Here is a 16,387-nt window from a genome sequence, read left to right as displayed (position 1 = left end):
GTCTTTGGGGGGATGGAAATCGCGCCGCATTGTAGGCGCCGTGGTAACCGCGCCGTAACCGGCTCACCAGCCCAGCCCCATGTGCAGCGGCAGGTACACGGCCATGCCCACGACGATGGTGCCCAGGATGCCGCGGCGCCAGAAGTAGTAGACGGCGGCGGCGGCCACGGCGGGCAGGCGCGCGTCGGCCAGGGTCTGGATCAGCGCGCCCTGCGCCATGACCAGCTCGGGCGCGATCACGGCCGCCAGCGCCGCCAGCGGCGCGTACTTCAGGCCCCGGCGCAGCCAGTCGGGCATGGGCAGGTCGCGCTCGGGGATCATGAAGAACGCGCGCGTGACCAGGGTGATGGCCACCAGCCCCAGGATGGCGACGATGGGTTCCAGCCAGGCGCCGTTCATGCATCGCCCCCCGCGCTGCGCGCACGTGCGCGCCGCAGCGCGCGCTCGCCCGCCTCCGTCACCAGCCCGGCCGTCACGGCCGCGGCAATGGCCACCAGGATGTTGAGCTTGAGCGGCAGCGCGAACGTGGCCACCGCCGCGGTGCTGGCCACGGCCGTGGCCAGCCAGCTCGCGCGGTCTGCCAGCATGGACAGCAGGATGCCCAGCAGCGCCAGCACCCCGGCGAAGCCCAGGCCCCATGACAGCGGGATGACGTTGGACAGGATGATGCCGGTCACCGACGGGACTTGCCAGGCCAGCCAGTTGGTCGTGGCCGCGCCCCAGAAGTAGGGCAGCTGCGCGGGATCGGGCCGGGGCTTGGGGAAGCGCTGCATGAAGCACACGAAGATCACGTCGCCGCTGAAGTAGCCCAGCGCCATGCGCTGGCGGCGCGGCAGGTGCGCGAAGTAGCTGCGCCACATGCTGCTGAAGATCACGAAGCGCAGGTTCACGCAGGTGGCCGTGAGCCACACCACCCACAGCGGCGCGCCCGCCACCATGAGCGGCAGCACGGCCAGCTGTGCGCTGCCCGCGTACACCGTGAGCGACATGAACAGCGCCAGCGGCGTGGACAGGCCGCCCTTGACCATGGCCACGCCCGTGACCAGGCCCCAGGCGCCTATGCCCAGGCCGGTGCCCAGCATGTCCCTGGCGCCCTGGCGGAAGGACGGGTCGCGCAGGTGCGCGCGCCAGGCCGGCAGGCTCATGGGGCGCTGCCCAGCACCATGCCTGGCGCGAGGGCGAAGCCGCGCAGGAAGTCCGCGGCCGGCAGGCGCTTGCCGCCGGCGCGCTGCAGCACGGTCAGGCGCAGCACGCTGCCCGCGCCGCAGGCGACGGCGATGCCGGCATCGTCTATATGCAAAATCTGGCCGCAGGGCTTGTCCGGAAAGTGCTTGCAGCTATCGATTTCGCAGCTCCAGACCTTGATGGCATCCGCGCCCAGCCGGGTGGCGGCGCCGGGGAAGGGGGCGAAGGCGCGCACGCGCCGCGCAATCGCCTCGGCGGGCAGGCTCCAGTCGATCTGGCTCTCGGCCTTCTCTATCTTGTGCGCATAGCTCACGCCCTCGGCCGGCTGGGGCGTGGCCTCGAGGCCGCCGCGCCCGGCCAGTTCCAGCGCCTGCACGATCAGGCGGCCGCCGATCTGCGCGAGCCGGTCGTGCAGTGTGGCCGTGGTGTCCATGGGCGCGATGGCGGTCTTCTCCACGAGCAGCATGTCGCCCGTGTCCAGGCCGGCGTCCATCTGCATGATGGTCACGCCGGTCTCGGTGTCGCCGGCCTCGATGGCGCGGTGGATGGGCGCCGCGCCGCGCCAGCGCGGCAGCAGGCTGGCGTGGATGTTCAGGCACCCCAGGCGCGGCATGTCCAGCACCCACTGCGGCAGGATCAGTCCATAGGCCGCGACCACCATCGCGTCGGCCTGGGCGGCCTCGATGGCGGCACGGGCGGCGGCGGCGTCATCGGGGTACTTGCCGTCCAGGCGCAGGCTGCGCGGCTGGGCCACGGCGGTGCCGTGCTCCAGCGCGCATTGCTTGACGGGCGAGGCCTGCAGCTTCATGCCGCGGCCGGCGGGGCGGTCGGGCTGCGTCAGCACCAGAGGCACGGTGAGGCCGGCGGCTAGCAGGTGTTCCAGGGCCACGCGCGCGAACTCGGGCGTGCCGGCGAAGATGACTTTCATGCGGGGGTGTTCAGCGGTGGGGGTCCGGGTCTCGCAGGCGTTCGTCCGTGAACATCACGCGCCGCACCACGCCCGCGGGGTCGACGTGCACGTGGGCTTGGCGCGGCTCGCCGTTGTCCAGGATGCGGTAGGTCAGGATGTCGCCGTGAAAGCGCGCCACCTTCTCCACCAGCGCGGGTGGGCCGAACATGCGCCGCACGCTGTCCCGCGTGTCCACGCCGTTGCGCAGCGCCTGGAAGTTCTCCAGCGTCAGCACCTGGGTGACGCGCACCAGGCGCCTCTGGGCATCGAAATCCATGTGGTAGACCTGCTGGCCCGCAGGCTGGCGGCTGTAGAGCAGCCGCTCGCCGCCACCGGGAAGCGGCTCGGTCTGCGTGGGGCGGCCCATGGCGCGTTCGACCTCGGCCTGCGGCGTGCCGGGCTTCTGCCATTCGGGCACGGCGCAGCCCACCAGGGCCGCGGCCAGCAGAAGGGCGGCCGCGTGCAGGGGTTTCATGCGCGCACCGCCTGCTGTTTCTGCTGCTTGAGCAGCTTGGTCTTGATGCGGTTGCGCTTGAGCGGCGAGAGGTATTCCACGAACACCTTGCCCAACAGGTGGTCCATCTCGTGCTGTATGCACACGGCCAGCAGGCCCTCGGCCTCGATGGTGCGCGGCTGGCCGTCGCGGTCCAGCGCGCGCGCATGCACGGCCAGCGAGCGCTCCACGCCGTCGTAGATGCCGGGCACGGACAGGCAGCCCTCCTCGCCCATGCGCATCTCGGGGCTGGCCCAGGTGATCTCGGGGTTGATCAGCACCAGGGGCTGGTCGCGCTCCTCCGAGACGTCGATCACCACGATGCGCTCGTGCACGTCCACCTGCGTGGCCGCCAGGCCTATGCCGTTGGCGTCGTACATGGTGGCGAGCATGTCGTCCACGATGGCGCGCACGCGCTCGTCCACCGTGGCGACCGGCTTGGCCACCTTGTGCAGGCGGGGATCGGGGTAACAGAGAATCGGAAGAATTGCCATGGCGAAGGGGTCTATATGTCGCTATTTTCGCCACTTTCGCCGCAGGATGCCGGCGCCGCCGTCAATAATCGTTGCCCATTCAAGGGCTTGGGCACAGAATCTCAAACAGTTTTTTCGGTATCTGCAGCAGTTTCTTTTGTAAGAGCGTGTTTTGCTCTGCAAATCACTGCATCGCCAGCGAGAGAGGGTCGCTTATCCCATGCATGACAAGAGCAACGATATGACGGCGCCCGGCCGGGTGCGCGCGGCTGCGTTCGCCGCACTGGCCCTGGGCGCCATGCTGGCATCCGCGGCGCAGGCCCAGCACTACCCCATCACCCCGGGGCAGCGCGCCACGGCGCAGCAGGTGGCCTCGCGCGGCGTTCCCTTGTCCGAGCTGGCGGTGAACGCGCCCGACACCTATGTGGTCAAGCGCGGCGACACGCTCTGGGGCATCTCCGGCATGTACCTGCAGCGCCCCTGGCGCTGGCCCGAGCTGTGGGGCATGAACCTGCAGCAGATCGCCAATCCGCACCTGATCTATCCGGGCCAGACGCTGTACCTGGAGAAGGCCGACGGCTACGCGCGCCTGCGCACCAGCCCCGCCGGCGCGGGCGGGACCGAGACCGTGCGCGTGTCGCCGCGCACGCGCTACGACAGCCTGGCCGCCTCGGCCCTGCCCACGCTGAAGATGCACCTGATCGAGCCTTTCCTTGTCGAGCCCCTGGTGGTGGACGAGCTGACGCTGGAGCAGGCGCCGCGCATCGTGGCCACGCGCGACGAGCGCGTGATCATGGCCAGCGGCGACCGCGTCTACGCGCGCGGCCCGCAGGGCAGCCCGCTGGAGCTGGAGCCGGGCGTGCCGCGCCAGTACCGGGTGTTCCGCAATGCCGTGGTGCTCAAGGACCCCGATACGGGCGAGGTGCTTGGCCACGAGGCGCAATACCTGGGCCGCGCGGAACTGGTGCGCGGCGAGTCCGTCGAGCCCGTGCCGGGCGCCAAGGACGGTGAGGCGGACATCGTGCCCGCCACCCTGGACCTGTCTGGCACCAAGGAGGCCATCCGCGCGGGCGACCGCCTGCTGCCCGCGCCCCAGCGCAGCTATCTGAACTTCGTCCCGCATGCGCCGCAGACGCCGGTGCAGGCCAGCGTGGTGTCCATCTACGGCAGCGACGCCGTGGCCAACGCCGGGCAGAACCAGGTGATCGCCATCAACCTCGGCGCGCAGGACGGCATGGAGGCCGGCCTGGTGCTGCAGCTGCGCACCAGGGGCGAGCGCATCAAGGACAAGACCGACGAGGACCGCGCCATGATCCGCCTGCCCAGCGAGGCCAACGGCCTGGCCATGGTGTTCCTCACCTTCGATCGCGTGTCCTATGCGCTGATCCTGCAGGCGGGCCGCGGCGTGCGGGTGGGCGACCGCCTGGTCAATCCCGAATAGCCGCCCGATGCGGCCCTAGTGCATGGACCGCGACGAACTGGCCGCCTGGCTGCGCCTTGTCCTCACGCCCGGCGTGGGCAATGGCGCGGCGCGGCGCCTGCTGGCCGCCTTCGGCCTGCCGCAAGCCGTCTTCGCGCAGACCGAGGCCGCCTGGCAGTCCTGCGTGACGGCTGTCCAGGCGCGCGCGCTGGCCGCCGTGCCCGAGGGGCTGGATGCGCTGCTGGAGCAGACCTGGCAGTGGCTGCGGGCCGATGCCGAGCCCGCGCGTGCCATCGTCACGCTGGGCGACGCCGCCTACCCCCCGGCCCTGCTGGCCACCGAGGACCCGCCGCTGCTGCTGTACCTGCTGGGCGCGCCGCAGTTCGTGCGCGGGCGGCCGTTCGCGCCGCCGCGCTGCCTGGCCATGGTGGGCAGCCGCAATCCCACGGCCCAGGGTGCCGACCATGCGCGGCAGTTCGCGCGTGCGCTGCGCGCCGCGGGGCTCACCATCGTCTCGGGCCTGGCCTTGGGGATAGACGCCGCGGCGCACGAGGGCGCGCTGCAGGGGCCGCCCGACCCGGCCACGCCCGCCACGATAGCCGTCGTCGGCACGGGGCTGGACCGGGTCTATCCGCGCGCCAACAAGGAGCTGGCGCACCGTATCGCGCGCCACGGCCTGCTGGTCAGCGAATACCCGCTGGGCACGCCGCCGCTGGCCGCCAACTTTCCCAAGCGCAACCGCATCATCTCGGGCCTGTCGCAGGGCACGCTGGTGGTGGAGGCGGCGCTGGCCTCGGGCTCACTCATCACCGCGCGCCTGGCGGCCGAGCAGGGGCGCGAGGTGTTCGCCATACCCGGCTCCATCCACGCGCCGCAGTCGCGCGGCTGCCATGCGCTGTTGCGCCAGGGCGCCAAGCTCGTGGAGACGGCGCAGGACGTGCTGGAGGAACTACGCCTGCCCGCCGCGGGGCAGGCCCCGGAGAGCGACGCGCCACCCCCTGTCGCGCCCACGCACCAGGAGGTGCTCGATGCCCTGGGCTTCGACCCGCTGGGGCTGGACGCGCTCGTGGCGCGCACGGGGCTCCCTGCCGCGACGCTGCAGGTGCGGCTGCTGGAACTGGAACTCGAGGGCCAGGTGGCGCGGCTGCCCGGCGGTATGTTCCAGCGCGTGGGCAGCGCCTGATCTCGACTATGAAAAAATGAGCTGCTAGCGCTTGTCTATAAAGGAATTCAGGCTGTTTATGTCCTGAAATACCCGTGTGTCAAGCGCTGGCAGCTATTGTTTTTGAGGCTACAACCCCAGCATCAGCTTGAGGTTCTGCACTGCGGCGCCGCTGGCGCCCTTGCCCAGGTTGTCCAGGCGCGCCACCAGCACGGCGTGGCGGTAAGCCTCGTTGGCGTACACGCGCAGCTCCATTTGGTTGGTGTCGTTCAGCGCCAGCGCGTCGAGCCTGCCGTCCTCGGTGGAGGGCAGCACCTTCACCCATTGCTCGGGCGTGTTGCTGCGGGCGTAGTGCGCGGCCAGCGCGTCGTGCAGATCGGCGGCCTTCGGCCGGCCCGGCAGCAGGTCCAGGTGCAGCGGCAGCTGCACCAGCATGCCCTGGCGGAAGTTGCCCACCGAGGGGACGAAGATGGGCCGGCGCGTGAGGCCCGTGTAGCGCATGATCTCGGGCAGGTGCTTGTGCGACAGGCCCAGGCCGTAGAGCTCGAACAGCGGCGCCTGGCCGCTTTCATAGGACTCGATCATGGGGCGCCCGCCGCCCGAGTAGCCGCTCACCGAGGGCAGGGCCAGCGGGTGGTCGGCCGGCACCAGGCCGGCGTCGACCAGCGGGCGCAGCAGGGCGATGGCGCCCGTGGCATAGCAGCCGGGGTTGGCCACGCGCGTTGCGGCGCGCACGGCCTCCAACTGGCCCGCGGCCAGCTCGGGAAAGCCGAACACCCAGCCCGGCGCCGTGCGGTGGGCGGTGGAGGCGTCGATGATCTTGATGGTGCGGCCGGTCTCGGCGGTGATGGCGTCCACCAGTGCCGCGGTCTCGCGCGCGGCGTCGTCGTGCAGGCACAGCACGACCAGGTCCACGCCGGCGATCAGGTCGCGCTTGGCGGCGGGATCCTTGCGGCGCTCGGGCGCGATGCTCACCAGCCCGACCTCGGGCATGGCCTGCAAGCGTTCACGGATCTGCAGGCCGGTGGTGCCTGCCTCGCCATCGATAAAGACCTTGGGCATCGGGGATCTCCTGCAAGGGCCGCCAGGAGGGCGCGGCCCGGGTATACGTTATCACCACATCAATGGTGCATCGCAACATAATACAATCGCCGGCTGCCATTCACGAACACGCGGAAATTTCCGGTCTTCGGCAGAACGGGTACAAACACCATCCTTCCCCTGAGAGAGACCTCATGAAGATTCACGAATACCAAGGCAAGGAAATCTTGCGCAGTTTCGGCGTGCCCGTCCCGCGTGGCATTCCCGCTTTCACGGTGCAGGAAGCCGTGGAAGCCGCACAAAAGCTCGGCGGCCCCGTGTGGGTCGTGAAGGCGCAGATCCACGCCGGCGGCCGCGGCAAGGGCGGCGGCGTGAAGGTCGCCAAGACCATCGACGACGTGAAGACCCTGGCCAGCCAGATCCTGGGCATGCAGCTCGTCACGCACCAGACCGGGCCCGAGGGCCAGAAGGTGCGCCGCCTGTACATCGAGGACGGCGCCGACATCAAGAATGAACTCTACGTCTCGCTGGTCACCGACCGTGCCACGCAGAAGGTGGCTCTGATCGCCTCCAGCGAAGGCGGCATGGACATCGAGGAAGTGGCCCATTCCACGCCCGAGAAGATCATCACCGAGATGATCGACCCCCTGACCGGCATCACCGCCGAGCAATCGCGCAAGGTGGCGGCCGCCATCGGCCTGACCGGTGCCTCGGTGGACCAGGCCGTGGACCTGTTCGCAAAGCTCTACAAGTGCTACATGGACACGGACGCGTCGCTGGTCGAGATCAACCCGCTGAACTGCGACTCCAAGGGCAACCTGATCGCCCTGGACGCCAAGTTCAACTTCGACGCCAACGCGCTGTTCCGCCACCCCGACATCGTCGCGCTGCGCGACCTGGACGAGGAAGACCCCGCCGAGATCGAGGCCTCCAAGTTCGACCTGGCCTACATCAGCCTGGACGGCAACATCGGCTGCCTGGTCAACGGCGCGGGCCTGGCCATGGCCACCATGGACACCATCAAGCTGTTCGGCGGCGAGCCTGCCAACTTTCTGGACGTGGGCGGCGGCGCCACCCCCGAGAAGGTCACCGAGGCCTTCAAGATCATGCTCAAGAACCCCAAGGTCAAGGGCATCCTGGTCAACATCTTCGGCGGCATCATGAAGTGCGACACCATCGCCACCGGCGTGATCACCGCCTGCAAGGCCGTGAACCTGCAGGTGCCGCTGGTCGTGCGCATGAAGGGCACGAACGAAGAACTGGGCAAGAAGATGCTGGCCGAATCCGGCCTGCCCATCATCAGCGCCGACACCATGGCCGAAGCGGCCACGAAGATTGTCGAAGCCGTCCGTTAAGTTCAGGCCCGGAGATAAAACATGTCGATCTACATCAATAAAGACACCCGCGTCATCACCCAGGGCATCACTGGCAAGACCGGTCAGTTCCACACCGAGAAGTGCCAGGAATACGCCAACGGCAAGAACTGCTTCGTGGCGGGCGTGAACCCCAAGAAGGCCGGCGAGAAGATCTTTGACATTCCGATCTACGGCTCCGTCAAGGACGCCGCGCAGCAGACCGGCGCCACCGTCTCCGTGATCTACGTACCGCCCGCAGGCGCTGCCGCCGCCATCTGGGAAGCCGTCGAGGCCGATCTGGACCTGGCGATCTGCATCACCGAGGGCATCCCGGTGCGCGACATGCTCGAAGTGCGCAACAAGATGAAGGCCAAGGAGGCCGCCGGCGGCAAGCGCACGCTGCTGCTGGGCCCCAACTGCCCCGGCCTGATCACGCCCGACGAGATCAAGATCGGCATCATGCCCGGCCACATCCACAAGAAGGGCCGCGTGGGCGTCGTCTCCCGCTCGGGCACGCTGACCTATGAAGCCGTGGCACAGCTGACCGAGCTGGGCATCGGCCAGTCGAGCGCCGTGGGCATCGGCGGCGACCCGATCAACGGCCTCAAGCACATCGACGTGATGAAGGCGTTCAACGACGACCCCGACACTGACGCTGTCATCATGATCGGCGAGATCGGCGGCCCCGACGAGGCCGAGGCCGCGCGCTGGTGCAAGGACAACATGAAGAAACCCATCGTCGGCTTCATCGCCGGCGTTACCGCCCCTCCGGGCAAGCGCATGGGCCACGCGGGCGCGCTGATCTCGGGCGGCGCCGACACGGCCGACGCCAAGCTCGCCATCATGGAAGAGTGCGGCTTCAGGATCACGCGCAACCCCTCCGAGATGGGCCGCATCCTCAAGGGCCTGCTGTAATCCAGCGCGCGTGGCGCGCCACATACGCGCTATTACGCACGCGCCAGGATTTCCAAAGTCCTACACTGGACCTCCGACCAAAAAGAGAACGCCAGCTTGGCATCAGGCTGGCGTTTTTGATTCATAACAGCGGAGTCATCAATGGAGTTCCTGAGCAATGCCGATTTCTGGATCGGCCTGGTGAAGATCGTCTGGATCAACATCATCCTGTCCGGCGACAACGCCGTCGTCATCGCACTGGCGGCGCGCTCGCTGCCCCCCGCACAACAAAAGAAGGCCATCATGTTCGGCTCCGGCGCCGCCGTGGTGCTGCGGATCGTTCTCACGGTGGTGGCGGCCAAGCTGCTGCAGCTGTCCTTCCTGCAGATCGTGGGCGGCTGCCTGCTGCTGTGGATCGGCTACCAGCTGCTCACCGGCGAGGAAGAAGAGGAGGGCGACGCCAAGGCCGGCGGCGGCATGATGGCCGCCATCCGCACCATCCTGATCGCCGATCTGGTGATGAGCCTGGACAACGTGATCGCCGTGGCCGCCACCGCCCAGGGCAACATGGTGCTGCTGGTCCTGGGCCTGGCCATCAGCATCCCGCTGGTGATCTTCGGCTCCACGCTGATGATCAAGCTCATGGAGCGCTTCCCCGTCATCGTCACCCTGGGCGCTGCCCTGATCGGCTGGGTGGGCGGCGAAACCATCGTCAACGACAACCTGCTGCACGACTACGCCGTGGGCCACCCCTGGCTGCACTACGTGGCGGCTGCGGCGGGCGCCGTGCTCGTGGTGATGGTGGGCAAGCTGATACAGTCCCGCAACGCGCCTCAGCAGGCCTGATCCCGGCCCCATCCCCCTGCCGCCCGCGCGGGGGATGTAAAAAAAATTGCCGCGGCCGCCCAATTTCTGCACGGGCGGCCCCCAGACCGGCGGCGGCTCGTCTATGATGCGCACCTCGCGTGTAACATATTGCATCAGACGGTGACGTGGTGGCTTTTCAGCAGACGGTCATGAAAAGACAGGCATTGCCCGGCGCCCCAGCACGCAGAGGGTCCTCGGGTGTCCTATGAAGCCTCCGCTAAAGCTGAGTTACGAGTTCTGCGCACTGACCGACACGGGGCGCGTGCGCTCCAACAATGAAGACGCCGTCGCCATCCATGAGGCCACCCAGCTGGTGATGCTGGCCGACGGCATGGGCGGCTACAGCGCCGGCGAAGTGGCCAGCGGCATGGCCATTAACTACATAGGCACCGAGTTCGCGCAGTGGCTCGAAGACGCCCCCGCCAACACCCCGGTGGCCGAGGTGCGGCGCGCGCTCGAAGCCTGCGTGGACAACGCCAACCACGCCATCCTTGGCGCCTCGCTCACCAACCCCCAATACCTGGGCATGGGCACCACGCTGGTCGTGGGCGTGTTCCGCGGCGACCGGCTCATCCTGGCCCACATCGGCGACTCGCGCTGCTACCGGCTGCGCGCGGGCGAGCTGCGCCAGATCACGCGCGACCATTCCTGGCTGCAGGAACAGGTGGACATGGGCCTGTTCACGCCGGCGCAGGCCGCCGCATCGGGCCTGCGCAACCTGGTTACGCGCGCGCTCGGCGTGGATGCATCCATGCACGCCGAGGTCAACGAATTCACCGTGGAGCCGCAGGACCTGTTCATCCTGTGCTCCGACGGCCTGACCGACATGATGAGCGACGACGACCTGGCCGCCCTCGCACGGCTGCCCATCGCGCTGCCGGACAAGGCGCAGCGCATGGTGGCCCTGGCCAACGCCCGGGGCGGGCGCGACAACATCAGCGTGCTGCTGGCCCAGGCCGGCGCGCAGGACACGAGGCGCAGCCTGGTTTCGCGCCTGTTGCGCATGCCCTGACGCCCGCCCGCCATAATTGCCAGCTCCTCTCCAGCCAATTGCCCGCAGAAGGAAAACAAGCATGCCCAGAATGGTCGTATCCATCGACGGAGTGGTCATCAAGGAAGTCCCGCTGACCCAGGAGCGCACGACGGTGGGCCGCCGGCCGTACAACGACGTGGTCATCGACAACCTGGCCGTGAGCGGCGAGCACGCCGTATTCGTCATGACCGGCGACGACGTGCAGGTGTACGACCTGGGCAGCACCAACGGCACCTACGTGAACGGCAAGGCCATCAAGCAGCAATCGCTGCGCAACGGCGACACCGTGGAGATGGGCAAGTACAAGATCCGCTTCCTGCACGAGGCTCCGCGGCAGGACTATGAAAAGACCATGCTGATCGAGCCCGGCAGGCCGCAGGCCGCTGCTGCGCCGGCGGCCGCGCCCGCCAGTGGCACCGTGCGTGTGATGACCGGCCCCGCCACTGGCCGCGAGGTCGTGCTGACCAAGGTGGTCACCACCATTGGCAAGCCCGGCGTGGCCGTCGCCTCGATCACCCGGCGGCACCACAGCTTCGTGCTGGCCCACGTGGAAGGGGCCGAGCTGCCCCGGCTCAACGGCGCACCCATCGGGGCCGAGCCCGTGGCTCTGAAAAACGGCGACCGCATCGCCCTGGCCGGCGCCGAGATGGAATTCGTGCTCGGATGACCCGGCCTTCGCCCCGCTTTCCCCTGGGAAAAGGCGGCGATGGGCGCCGCCAGGACGCCTGCAGCGCATGAAAGTACGCATCCTCGGCTGCAGCGGCACCCTGGCCAAGGGCTGCCGCACCACCTCCTTCCTGCTGGACGAGCGCATCCTGGTGGATGCCGGCACTGGCGTAGGCGAACTCACGCTCGAGGAAATGCAGCGCGTGGACCATGTCTTCCTCACCCACTCGCACCTGGACCACATTGCCGCCCTGCCATTGCTGCTCGACGCCGTGGGCGCGCACCGCGCCCGGCCCCTGCGGGTGCACGCCCTGCCCGCCACCCTGGATGCGCTGCGCGCCCATGTCTTCAACGGCGTGATCTGGCCCGATTTCACCCGCATTCCCACACCGCATGCGCCCTTCGTACGGTTGCTGCCCCTGGGTGTGGGCGACGTCTTCGTCGTCGCAGGCACCCCGCTGGAAGTGCTGCCCGCGCGCCACAGCGTACCCGCCGTAGGCTATGCCGCACGCGGTCAGCGGGGCTGGTGGATATATAGCGGCGACACCGAAGGCCAGGAGCCCGCCTTCTGGCGCCGCGTGAACGCCCTGCGCCAGAGCCCCGGCGGCGTGGCCGCCCTGTGCATGGAAACCGCTTTCAGCAACGCAGAGGCGGAACTGGCGCGCAAAAGCCAGCACCTGTCGCCCGCCACCCTGGCGCGCGAACTGATGGCACTGCCCCCTGGCGCCGACCTGCCCATCTACATCACCCACGCCAAGCCGCAGCAAAGCAGCCTCATCATGCGCGAGGTGCAGGCCCTGGAACATGGCGCGCTGCGCCTCATCGACCTGCAGGCGGTGGATGTGCTGAGCGTCTGAAGCCAGGGGCATGTGCCGCTGGGGAGCGCGCCGCCTCGTATCCAGCCCACACCTGCCTTGGCTCGGCCCTCCCGGAGGATCGTTCGGACAAATTTGAGTGACAAATGTGTCGTTACGTTTCTTCTGCAGGGTAAAAAGTAACAAAGTACTGACATTTGCAGCCAAAACTGTCGTTCGCAGGTCCGTTGGGTTGCCGGAAAAGCCTGGCATGAAAGCTGCTGTAATTCTGGCAACCCGCAGGATTCCTCTGCGGGGGTTGACTAACCTACTCCGAGGAGGGATTTATGAAGCGTGCCCTGCAAAAAGGTTTTACCCTGATCGAACTGATGATCGTGGTGGCTATCATTGGTATCTTGGCTGCCGTGGCGTTGCCCGCATACCAAGATTACACCGTGCGTTCGCGTGTGACGGAAGGCTTTGCATTGGCAAATCCGGCGCGTGCTGGGTTGGCGACGGATGGTACGGCAAGCCTTGCTGATTATCAGCGATTCACTGCTACCTGGAATGCGCAAGCAGGCAACTCTGGTGCAAACTCCAAGTACGTCACTTCGGTTCTCTTTGCAGAGTCTGGTTCGTCGGCTGCTGGCGCAGCTAATAGCTTTATTACTATCACCTATAACGCAACGGCTGTGGGTTCTCTGGGAACCAGAAATGTCGTCCAGTTGCACCCGCGCGTGCGTTCGCAGGCTGCCGGGACCGCTGCAGAAACCTTGGCCAGTGCCTGGAGCAACGGCCGTACTGGCGCCATTGACTGGGCGTGTATTGGCAAGGGTGTTGCAACTGCAAACTCCCGCAATATGGGAACCTTCACTACGGTTGCTACGGGGATCGAAGAGAAGTTTGCGCCTGCAGAGTGCCGTTGATTGATCTTCACCGATAAAAAAGGAGCGCAAAGCGCTCCTTTTTTGTTTGAATCCGACTTCGTGAAGATTGTATTTTTACTTTCGATGGAATTTGAAGGGATTGAAGAAAATGCGATGGTATGAACGAGGTCGTTCAGCATTGCGTGCAGCCTTGTTGCATTTTGCCTTGAGTCTGGCAATTGCATTTATGGCAGCCATTCTGACCTTTTCCCTTTGGTTTCCCTATCCCTATCGTGAATTGGCTGGCGGCGGTCATTTGTTCTGGTTGGTGGTGGGCGTGGATATCATCTGTGGCCCTATGCTTACGGCTGTTGTTTTCAATTCGCTGAAGCCTCGACGTGAATTAATGACAGATCTTTGTTGCATCGGTCTAGTTCAGATATGTGCATTGATATATGGCCTGCATGCGCTTTGGCAGGCAAGACCGGTGTATCTGGCCTTCGAGGTGGACCGCTTCCGGGTTGTAACGTATGCGGATATTAAAAAAGAAGATCTAAAGCCAGAATTGAATGAACTGCATCGCTTGCCTTGGAGAGGGGTGAAAATAATCGGAACCCGAATGCCGGCGAACGGTGAGGAAATGCTGGAAAGTCTCGATTTGTCCTTGCGGGGATTCGATCCGTCGTTCAGGCCGGATTGGTGGAAAGATTACAAGGATAGTATTGATCAAGTGAGGCTTCGGGCGAAAGTCATCACAGATCTGATAAAAAAAAGACCAGATAAGACGCGGATGATTCGTGATGAAATTTCTCGGGCAGGCATGTCTGAGGCGAATGTCATGTGGCTGCCTGTTACTAGCTTTCTTTCATTGGAGTGGGTGGTTTTACTAGATAGGCAGACGATGCAACCTATCACGTTCATACCTGTCGATGGGTTTTGAGTTGTAGGTGATATAGATATGCGGATAAATATTGCCAGCTCTAGATGGAATTGGGTTCATGCATCATGGATGCCCTTGGCTGGTTATTTTCTATCTCTTGCAACTTTGGGTTGTATTCTTGAATGGGTGTCCTTTCATTTTGGGTATAAGCGCTATTTCATTAGTATTGAGTTTCTCTCTGCCTTTCTCGTCGCGGCTGCTGGATGGCGATGGTTGGGTGCAATAATATTTATTGCGGCCATTGGGTGGGAGGCGATTCTTGGCGCTTCTTCTGTTCTGTTCTTCTTCAACTATTCCCAGATTCAAACAATTGCGAGATTTGTTTTTGAGGCTAAAGCTTCATATGTCTTGGCGTTTGGCGGGTTTCTTGCTATTGCTGGAATATTGTATTTTGGCGCCTGTCGTGCCTTGAGGCGGGTTTCTTGGCCGCAGGTGTTCTTTGCCTCTATTGGCCTTGTCTTGCTTCAAGCTGTGATCTCATTCAGGGAGGGGAATTTTATATTTCCCACGATCGCGGACAGAAAAAGCCTGCTTGTTGGTAGTTCGATGTATTTTTCTGAAAATATCATTGAGCAGAATAGAAAGGCATTTGATCTTGGGAGGTATGATAATGTGGAATATGTTCCTGTTCGTTGGCCTTCCGCATTGATGCAGACATTGGGAAGCGATTCTGAGAATAAAACCTCCTCTCGTAAGATCTTGTTTATCATTGCTGAATCATGGGGAAGTCCAGGTGACAGGAGGGTGTTGAATTCGCAAATCAAATCAATTGAGAATAGCGATAATGTGCGAGGCATGACGCTTGGCAGCGTTCATGCAATAGGCGCAACGGCCTTTGCGGAGTTTCGCGAACTTTGTGGGAAACTGCCCACCAAGTTGAATTTGAAAGAAATATCGGAGGCCGGCCTAGGCGAGTGTTGGCCAAAGATGCTGGCTCGTCAAGGATATCGAACTGTATCCGTACATGGGGCACATGGGACTATGTATGATAGGCTGCATTGGTATCCAGTTATTGGATTCCAGGAGAAGATCTTCAAGGAGAACATGCCAATCATCACAGGTGAGCAGTGCTATTCATTTCCTGGATATTGTGACAAAAACTTATTTGAGGTAGTTGGTCATAAATTGGCTGGCAATGATGAGATATTTTTGTATTGGTTAACGCTGAATTCTCACATGCCATACGATCGAAGAGATATCTTCGAATACAGGATGGGACTATGTGAGGATGTTTTTGGCAGGGGCTATAGTGAGGGGTTGTGTAATTATCATAATCTTCATGTGCAGTTCTTTGAGGGGCTGGCTAAGTTGATACGAAATAGCGAGCTATCGGGAACGGAAGTCGTGGTAGTGGGAGACCATCCGCCGATATTCGGCGATGAATCTTCGAAGAGTTATTTCGAGATCAACAAAGTGCCTTTTTTGCACTTCTGGGTGAAATGATATTTCCTGAGCAGTTTCGTTTTCAGGCGAATGCCGATTGCTGAGTGTGCAATTAGTGAATCAGCGACGCTAGGAGGGCTGCTATATCGATGTCCAACCTGATGCAATAAAGCGGTGGCTTGGCCAGGATTAGGCGCAGGTTGTGCCCAGTCGTGCATCACGAGTATGTCTGTGTCCGGAAACATGCTTTCCTTCGCACGATCCGCTGCTGCTGCCCGTCGCTCAATTGGATAGAACAATTGCCTTTAAGCAATAGGTCGGGGGCTTCGTCTCGAGGGCATCCACACCCCAGTGGCTTGCATCAGGCCACGAAACTCCCCGACTTCCCCCCATGTTTCTCCAGCACCCGCATGCCAGTCATCACCATGCGCTTGTCCGCCGCCTTGCACATGTCGTAGACGGTGAGCAGCGCCACCTGCACGGCGGTCAGGGCTTCCATCTCCACGCCCGTCGGCCCCACGGTTTCCACGGTGGCGGTGCACTGAACGGCGTTCTCGACCTCCAGTAATTCGAACTCCACGGCGACGCGGGTCAGGGCCAGGGGGTGGCACAGCGGGATCAGCTCGCTGGTCTTCTTGGCGGCCATGATGCCGGCGATGCGGGCTACGCCCAGCACGTCGCCCTTCTTGGCGGTGCCCGATGCGATCAGCGCCAGGGTGGCGGGTTGCATCTCGATGCGGCCGGTGGCGATGGCGGTGCGGTGCGTGGCGGGCTTGGCGCCCACGTCTACCATGTGAGCCTGGCCCTGGGCGTCGAAGTGGGTCAGCGGGGAAATGGGTATGGTCATGGCGGGCGGGATTACAACC

General features: G+C 64.3%; 18 protein-coding genes. 11 read left to right on the top strand and 7 right to left on the bottom strand.

What is annotated here, in order from left to right; all coding sequences use genetic code 11:
• Positions 1–63 precede the first annotated feature (63 nt).
• Genes ALIDE2_RS22880 through def form a run of 5 tightly spaced genes read right to left on the bottom strand, consistent with a single transcriptional unit; the run spans position 64 to position 3,121 of the window.
• Entirely contained in the window at positions 64–399 is a 336-nt protein-coding gene (locus tag ALIDE2_RS22880) for an AzlD domain-containing protein (RefSeq protein WP_013521016.1), read from the bottom strand.
• Complete coding sequence (locus ALIDE2_RS22875) at positions 396–1,145, bottom strand: AzlC family ABC transporter permease (protein WP_013723258.1); 750 nt, start codon at positions 1,143–1,145, stop codon at positions 396–398. Before ALIDE2_RS22875 ends, ALIDE2_RS22880 begins: the two co-directional genes overlap by 4 nt.
• Positions 1,142–2,113, bottom strand: a complete 972-nt coding sequence (gene fmt / locus ALIDE2_RS22870; protein ID WP_013723257.1) for a methionyl-tRNA formyltransferase — start codon at positions 2,111–2,113, stop codon at positions 1,142–1,144. The genes ALIDE2_RS22875 and fmt overlap by 4 nt, the downstream gene beginning before the upstream one ends.
• 10 nt (positions 2,114–2,123) lie before the next feature.
• Positions 2,124–2,609 (bottom strand): hypothetical protein, encoded by a 486-nt coding sequence (locus ALIDE2_RS22865; protein WP_013723256.1) that lies wholly within the window; start codon positions 2,607–2,609, stop codon positions 2,124–2,126.
• Entirely contained in the window at positions 2,606–3,121 is a 516-nt protein-coding gene (gene def / locus ALIDE2_RS22860) for a peptide deformylase (protein ID WP_013723255.1), read from the bottom strand. Before def ends, ALIDE2_RS22865 begins: the two co-directional genes overlap by 4 nt.
• 220 nt (positions 3,122–3,341) lie before the next feature.
• Here def and ALIDE2_RS22855 point away from each other — a divergent pair, with 220 nt between their 5' ends.
• Both ALIDE2_RS22855 and dprA read left to right on the top strand, forming a co-directional pair.
• Entirely contained in the window at positions 3,342–4,541 is a 1,200-nt protein-coding gene (locus tag ALIDE2_RS22855; RefSeq protein WP_174764572.1) for a LysM peptidoglycan-binding domain-containing protein, read from the top strand.
• A 22-nt stretch (positions 4,542–4,563) separates the two neighbouring features.
• Positions 4,564–5,703, top strand: coding sequence for a DNA-processing protein DprA (gene dprA, locus ALIDE2_RS22850; protein ID WP_013723253.1), 1,140 nt, complete (start codon positions 4,564–4,566; stop codon positions 5,701–5,703).
• A gap of 108 nt (positions 5,704–5,811) precedes the next feature.
• Here dprA and argC read toward each other — a convergent pair whose 3' ends face one another.
• Complete coding sequence (gene argC, locus ALIDE2_RS22845; protein WP_013723252.1) at positions 5,812–6,744, bottom strand: N-acetyl-gamma-glutamyl-phosphate reductase; 933 nt, start codon at positions 6,742–6,744, stop codon at positions 5,812–5,814.
• Positions 6,745–6,917: 173 nt separating this feature from the next.
• Between argC and sucC the strand changes: the two genes are divergently transcribed.
• From sucC to ALIDE2_RS25120, 9 genes are all read left to right on the top strand, one after another.
• On the top strand, positions 6,918–8,078 hold the full coding sequence (gene sucC / locus ALIDE2_RS22840; RefSeq protein WP_013521008.1) for an ADP-forming succinate--CoA ligase subunit beta: 1,161 nt from the start codon (positions 6,918–6,920) through the stop codon (positions 8,076–8,078).
• Between the two features lie 21 nt (positions 8,079–8,099).
• On the top strand, positions 8,100–8,993 hold the full coding sequence (sucD, locus tag ALIDE2_RS22835) for a succinate--CoA ligase subunit alpha (protein WP_013521007.1): 894 nt from the start codon (positions 8,100–8,102) through the stop codon (positions 8,991–8,993).
• A 141-nt stretch (positions 8,994–9,134) separates the two neighbouring features.
• On the top strand, positions 9,135–9,818 hold the full coding sequence (locus ALIDE2_RS22830; protein WP_013521006.1) for a TerC family protein: 684 nt from the start codon (positions 9,135–9,137) through the stop codon (positions 9,816–9,818).
• Between the two features lie 226 nt (positions 9,819–10,044).
• A complete protein-coding gene (locus ALIDE2_RS22825) occupies positions 10,045–10,851 on the top strand; it encodes a Stp1/IreP family PP2C-type Ser/Thr phosphatase (protein WP_013723251.1) in 807 nt (268 codons plus the stop codon).
• A gap of 61 nt (positions 10,852–10,912) precedes the next feature.
• Complete coding sequence (locus ALIDE2_RS22820; RefSeq protein ID WP_013723250.1) at positions 10,913–11,539, top strand: FHA domain-containing protein; 627 nt, start codon at positions 10,913–10,915, stop codon at positions 11,537–11,539.
• A gap of 67 nt (positions 11,540–11,606) precedes the next feature.
• On the top strand, positions 11,607–12,395 hold the full coding sequence (locus ALIDE2_RS22815) for an MBL fold metallo-hydrolase (protein ID WP_013723249.1): 789 nt from the start codon (positions 11,607–11,609) through the stop codon (positions 12,393–12,395).
• 284 nt (positions 12,396–12,679) lie between these two features.
• Positions 12,680–13,258, top strand: a complete 579-nt coding sequence (locus ALIDE2_RS24780) for a pilin (RefSeq protein ID WP_013723248.1) — start codon at positions 12,680–12,682, stop codon at positions 13,256–13,258.
• A gap of 109 nt (positions 13,259–13,367) precedes the next feature.
• The gene (gene tfpZ, locus ALIDE2_RS24775; protein WP_013723247.1) at positions 13,368–14,138 is read left to right on the top strand and encodes a TfpX/TfpZ family type IV pilin accessory protein; all 771 of its coding nucleotides are present in this window, start codon (positions 13,368–13,370) and stop codon (positions 14,136–14,138) included.
• A gap of 69 nt (positions 14,139–14,207) precedes the next feature.
• Entirely contained in the window at positions 14,208–15,581 is a 1,374-nt protein-coding gene (locus ALIDE2_RS25120; protein ID WP_158307700.1) for a sulfatase-like hydrolase/transferase, read from the top strand.
• Between the two features lie 301 nt (positions 15,582–15,882).
• On the opposite strand, the gene moaC is transcribed toward ALIDE2_RS25120, so the two are convergent.
• Complete coding sequence (moaC, locus tag ALIDE2_RS22805; protein WP_013723245.1) at positions 15,883–16,368, bottom strand: cyclic pyranopterin monophosphate synthase MoaC; 486 nt, start codon at positions 16,366–16,368, stop codon at positions 15,883–15,885.
• Positions 16,369–16,387: the final 19 nt, after the last annotated feature.

Origin of the sequence: Alicycliphilus denitrificans K601 (assembly GCF_000204645.1) — a bacterium.
Lineage (GTDB): Bacteria > Pseudomonadota > Gammaproteobacteria > Burkholderiales > Burkholderiaceae_C > Alicycliphilus > Alicycliphilus denitrificans.
The sequence above is the reverse complement of the archived record's forward strand: the minus strand, read 5'-3'. Positions and strand labels throughout refer to the sequence as shown.

What these genes read in the sequence shown, in the direction of transcription:
- ALIDE2_RS22880 (WP_013521016.1), bottom strand. Translation starts at nt 399, where the DNA reads ATGAACGGCGCCTGGCTGGAACCCATCGTCGCCATCCTGGGGCTGGTG.
- ALIDE2_RS22875 (WP_013723258.1), bottom strand. Translation starts at nt 1,145, where the DNA reads ATGAGCCTGCCGGCCTGGCGCGCGCACCTGCGCGACCCGTCCTTCCGC.
- fmt (WP_013723257.1), bottom strand. Translation starts at nt 2,113, where the DNA reads ATGAAAGTCATCTTCGCCGGCACGCCCGAGTTCGCGCGCGTGGCCCTG.
- ALIDE2_RS22865 (WP_013723256.1), bottom strand. Translation starts at nt 2,609, where the DNA reads ATGAAACCCCTGCACGCGGCCGCCCTTCTGCTGGCCGCGGCCCTGGTG.
- def (WP_013723255.1), bottom strand. Translation starts at nt 3,121, where the DNA reads ATGGCAATTCTTCCGATTCTCTGTTACCCCGATCCCCGCCTGCACAAG.
- ALIDE2_RS22855 (WP_174764572.1), top strand. Translation starts at nt 3,342, where the DNA reads ATGACGGCGCCCGGCCGGGTGCGCGCGGCTGCGTTCGCCGCACTGGCC.
- dprA (WP_013723253.1), top strand. Translation starts at nt 4,564, where the DNA reads ATGGACCGCGACGAACTGGCCGCCTGGCTGCGCCTTGTCCTCACGCCC.
- argC (WP_013723252.1), bottom strand. Translation starts at nt 6,744, where the DNA reads ATGCCCAAGGTCTTTATCGATGGCGAGGCAGGCACCACCGGCCTGCAG.
- sucC (WP_013521008.1), top strand. Translation starts at nt 6,918, where the DNA reads ATGAAGATTCACGAATACCAAGGCAAGGAAATCTTGCGCAGTTTCGGC.
- sucD (WP_013521007.1), top strand. Translation starts at nt 8,100, where the DNA reads ATGTCGATCTACATCAATAAAGACACCCGCGTCATCACCCAGGGCATC.
- ALIDE2_RS22830 (WP_013521006.1), top strand. Translation starts at nt 9,135, where the DNA reads ATGGAGTTCCTGAGCAATGCCGATTTCTGGATCGGCCTGGTGAAGATC.
- ALIDE2_RS22825 (WP_013723251.1), top strand. Translation starts at nt 10,045, where the DNA reads ATGAAGCCTCCGCTAAAGCTGAGTTACGAGTTCTGCGCACTGACCGAC.
- ALIDE2_RS22820 (WP_013723250.1), top strand. Translation starts at nt 10,913, where the DNA reads ATGCCCAGAATGGTCGTATCCATCGACGGAGTGGTCATCAAGGAAGTC.
- ALIDE2_RS22815 (WP_013723249.1), top strand. Translation starts at nt 11,607, where the DNA reads ATGAAAGTACGCATCCTCGGCTGCAGCGGCACCCTGGCCAAGGGCTGC.
- ALIDE2_RS24780 (WP_013723248.1), top strand. Translation starts at nt 12,680, where the DNA reads ATGAAGCGTGCCCTGCAAAAAGGTTTTACCCTGATCGAACTGATGATC.
- tfpZ (WP_013723247.1), top strand. Translation starts at nt 13,368, where the DNA reads ATGCGATGGTATGAACGAGGTCGTTCAGCATTGCGTGCAGCCTTGTTG.
- ALIDE2_RS25120 (WP_158307700.1), top strand. Translation starts at nt 14,208, where the DNA reads ATGCCCTTGGCTGGTTATTTTCTATCTCTTGCAACTTTGGGTTGTATT.
- moaC (WP_013723245.1), bottom strand. Translation starts at nt 16,368, where the DNA reads ATGACCATACCCATTTCCCCGCTGACCCACTTCGACGCCCAGGGCCAG.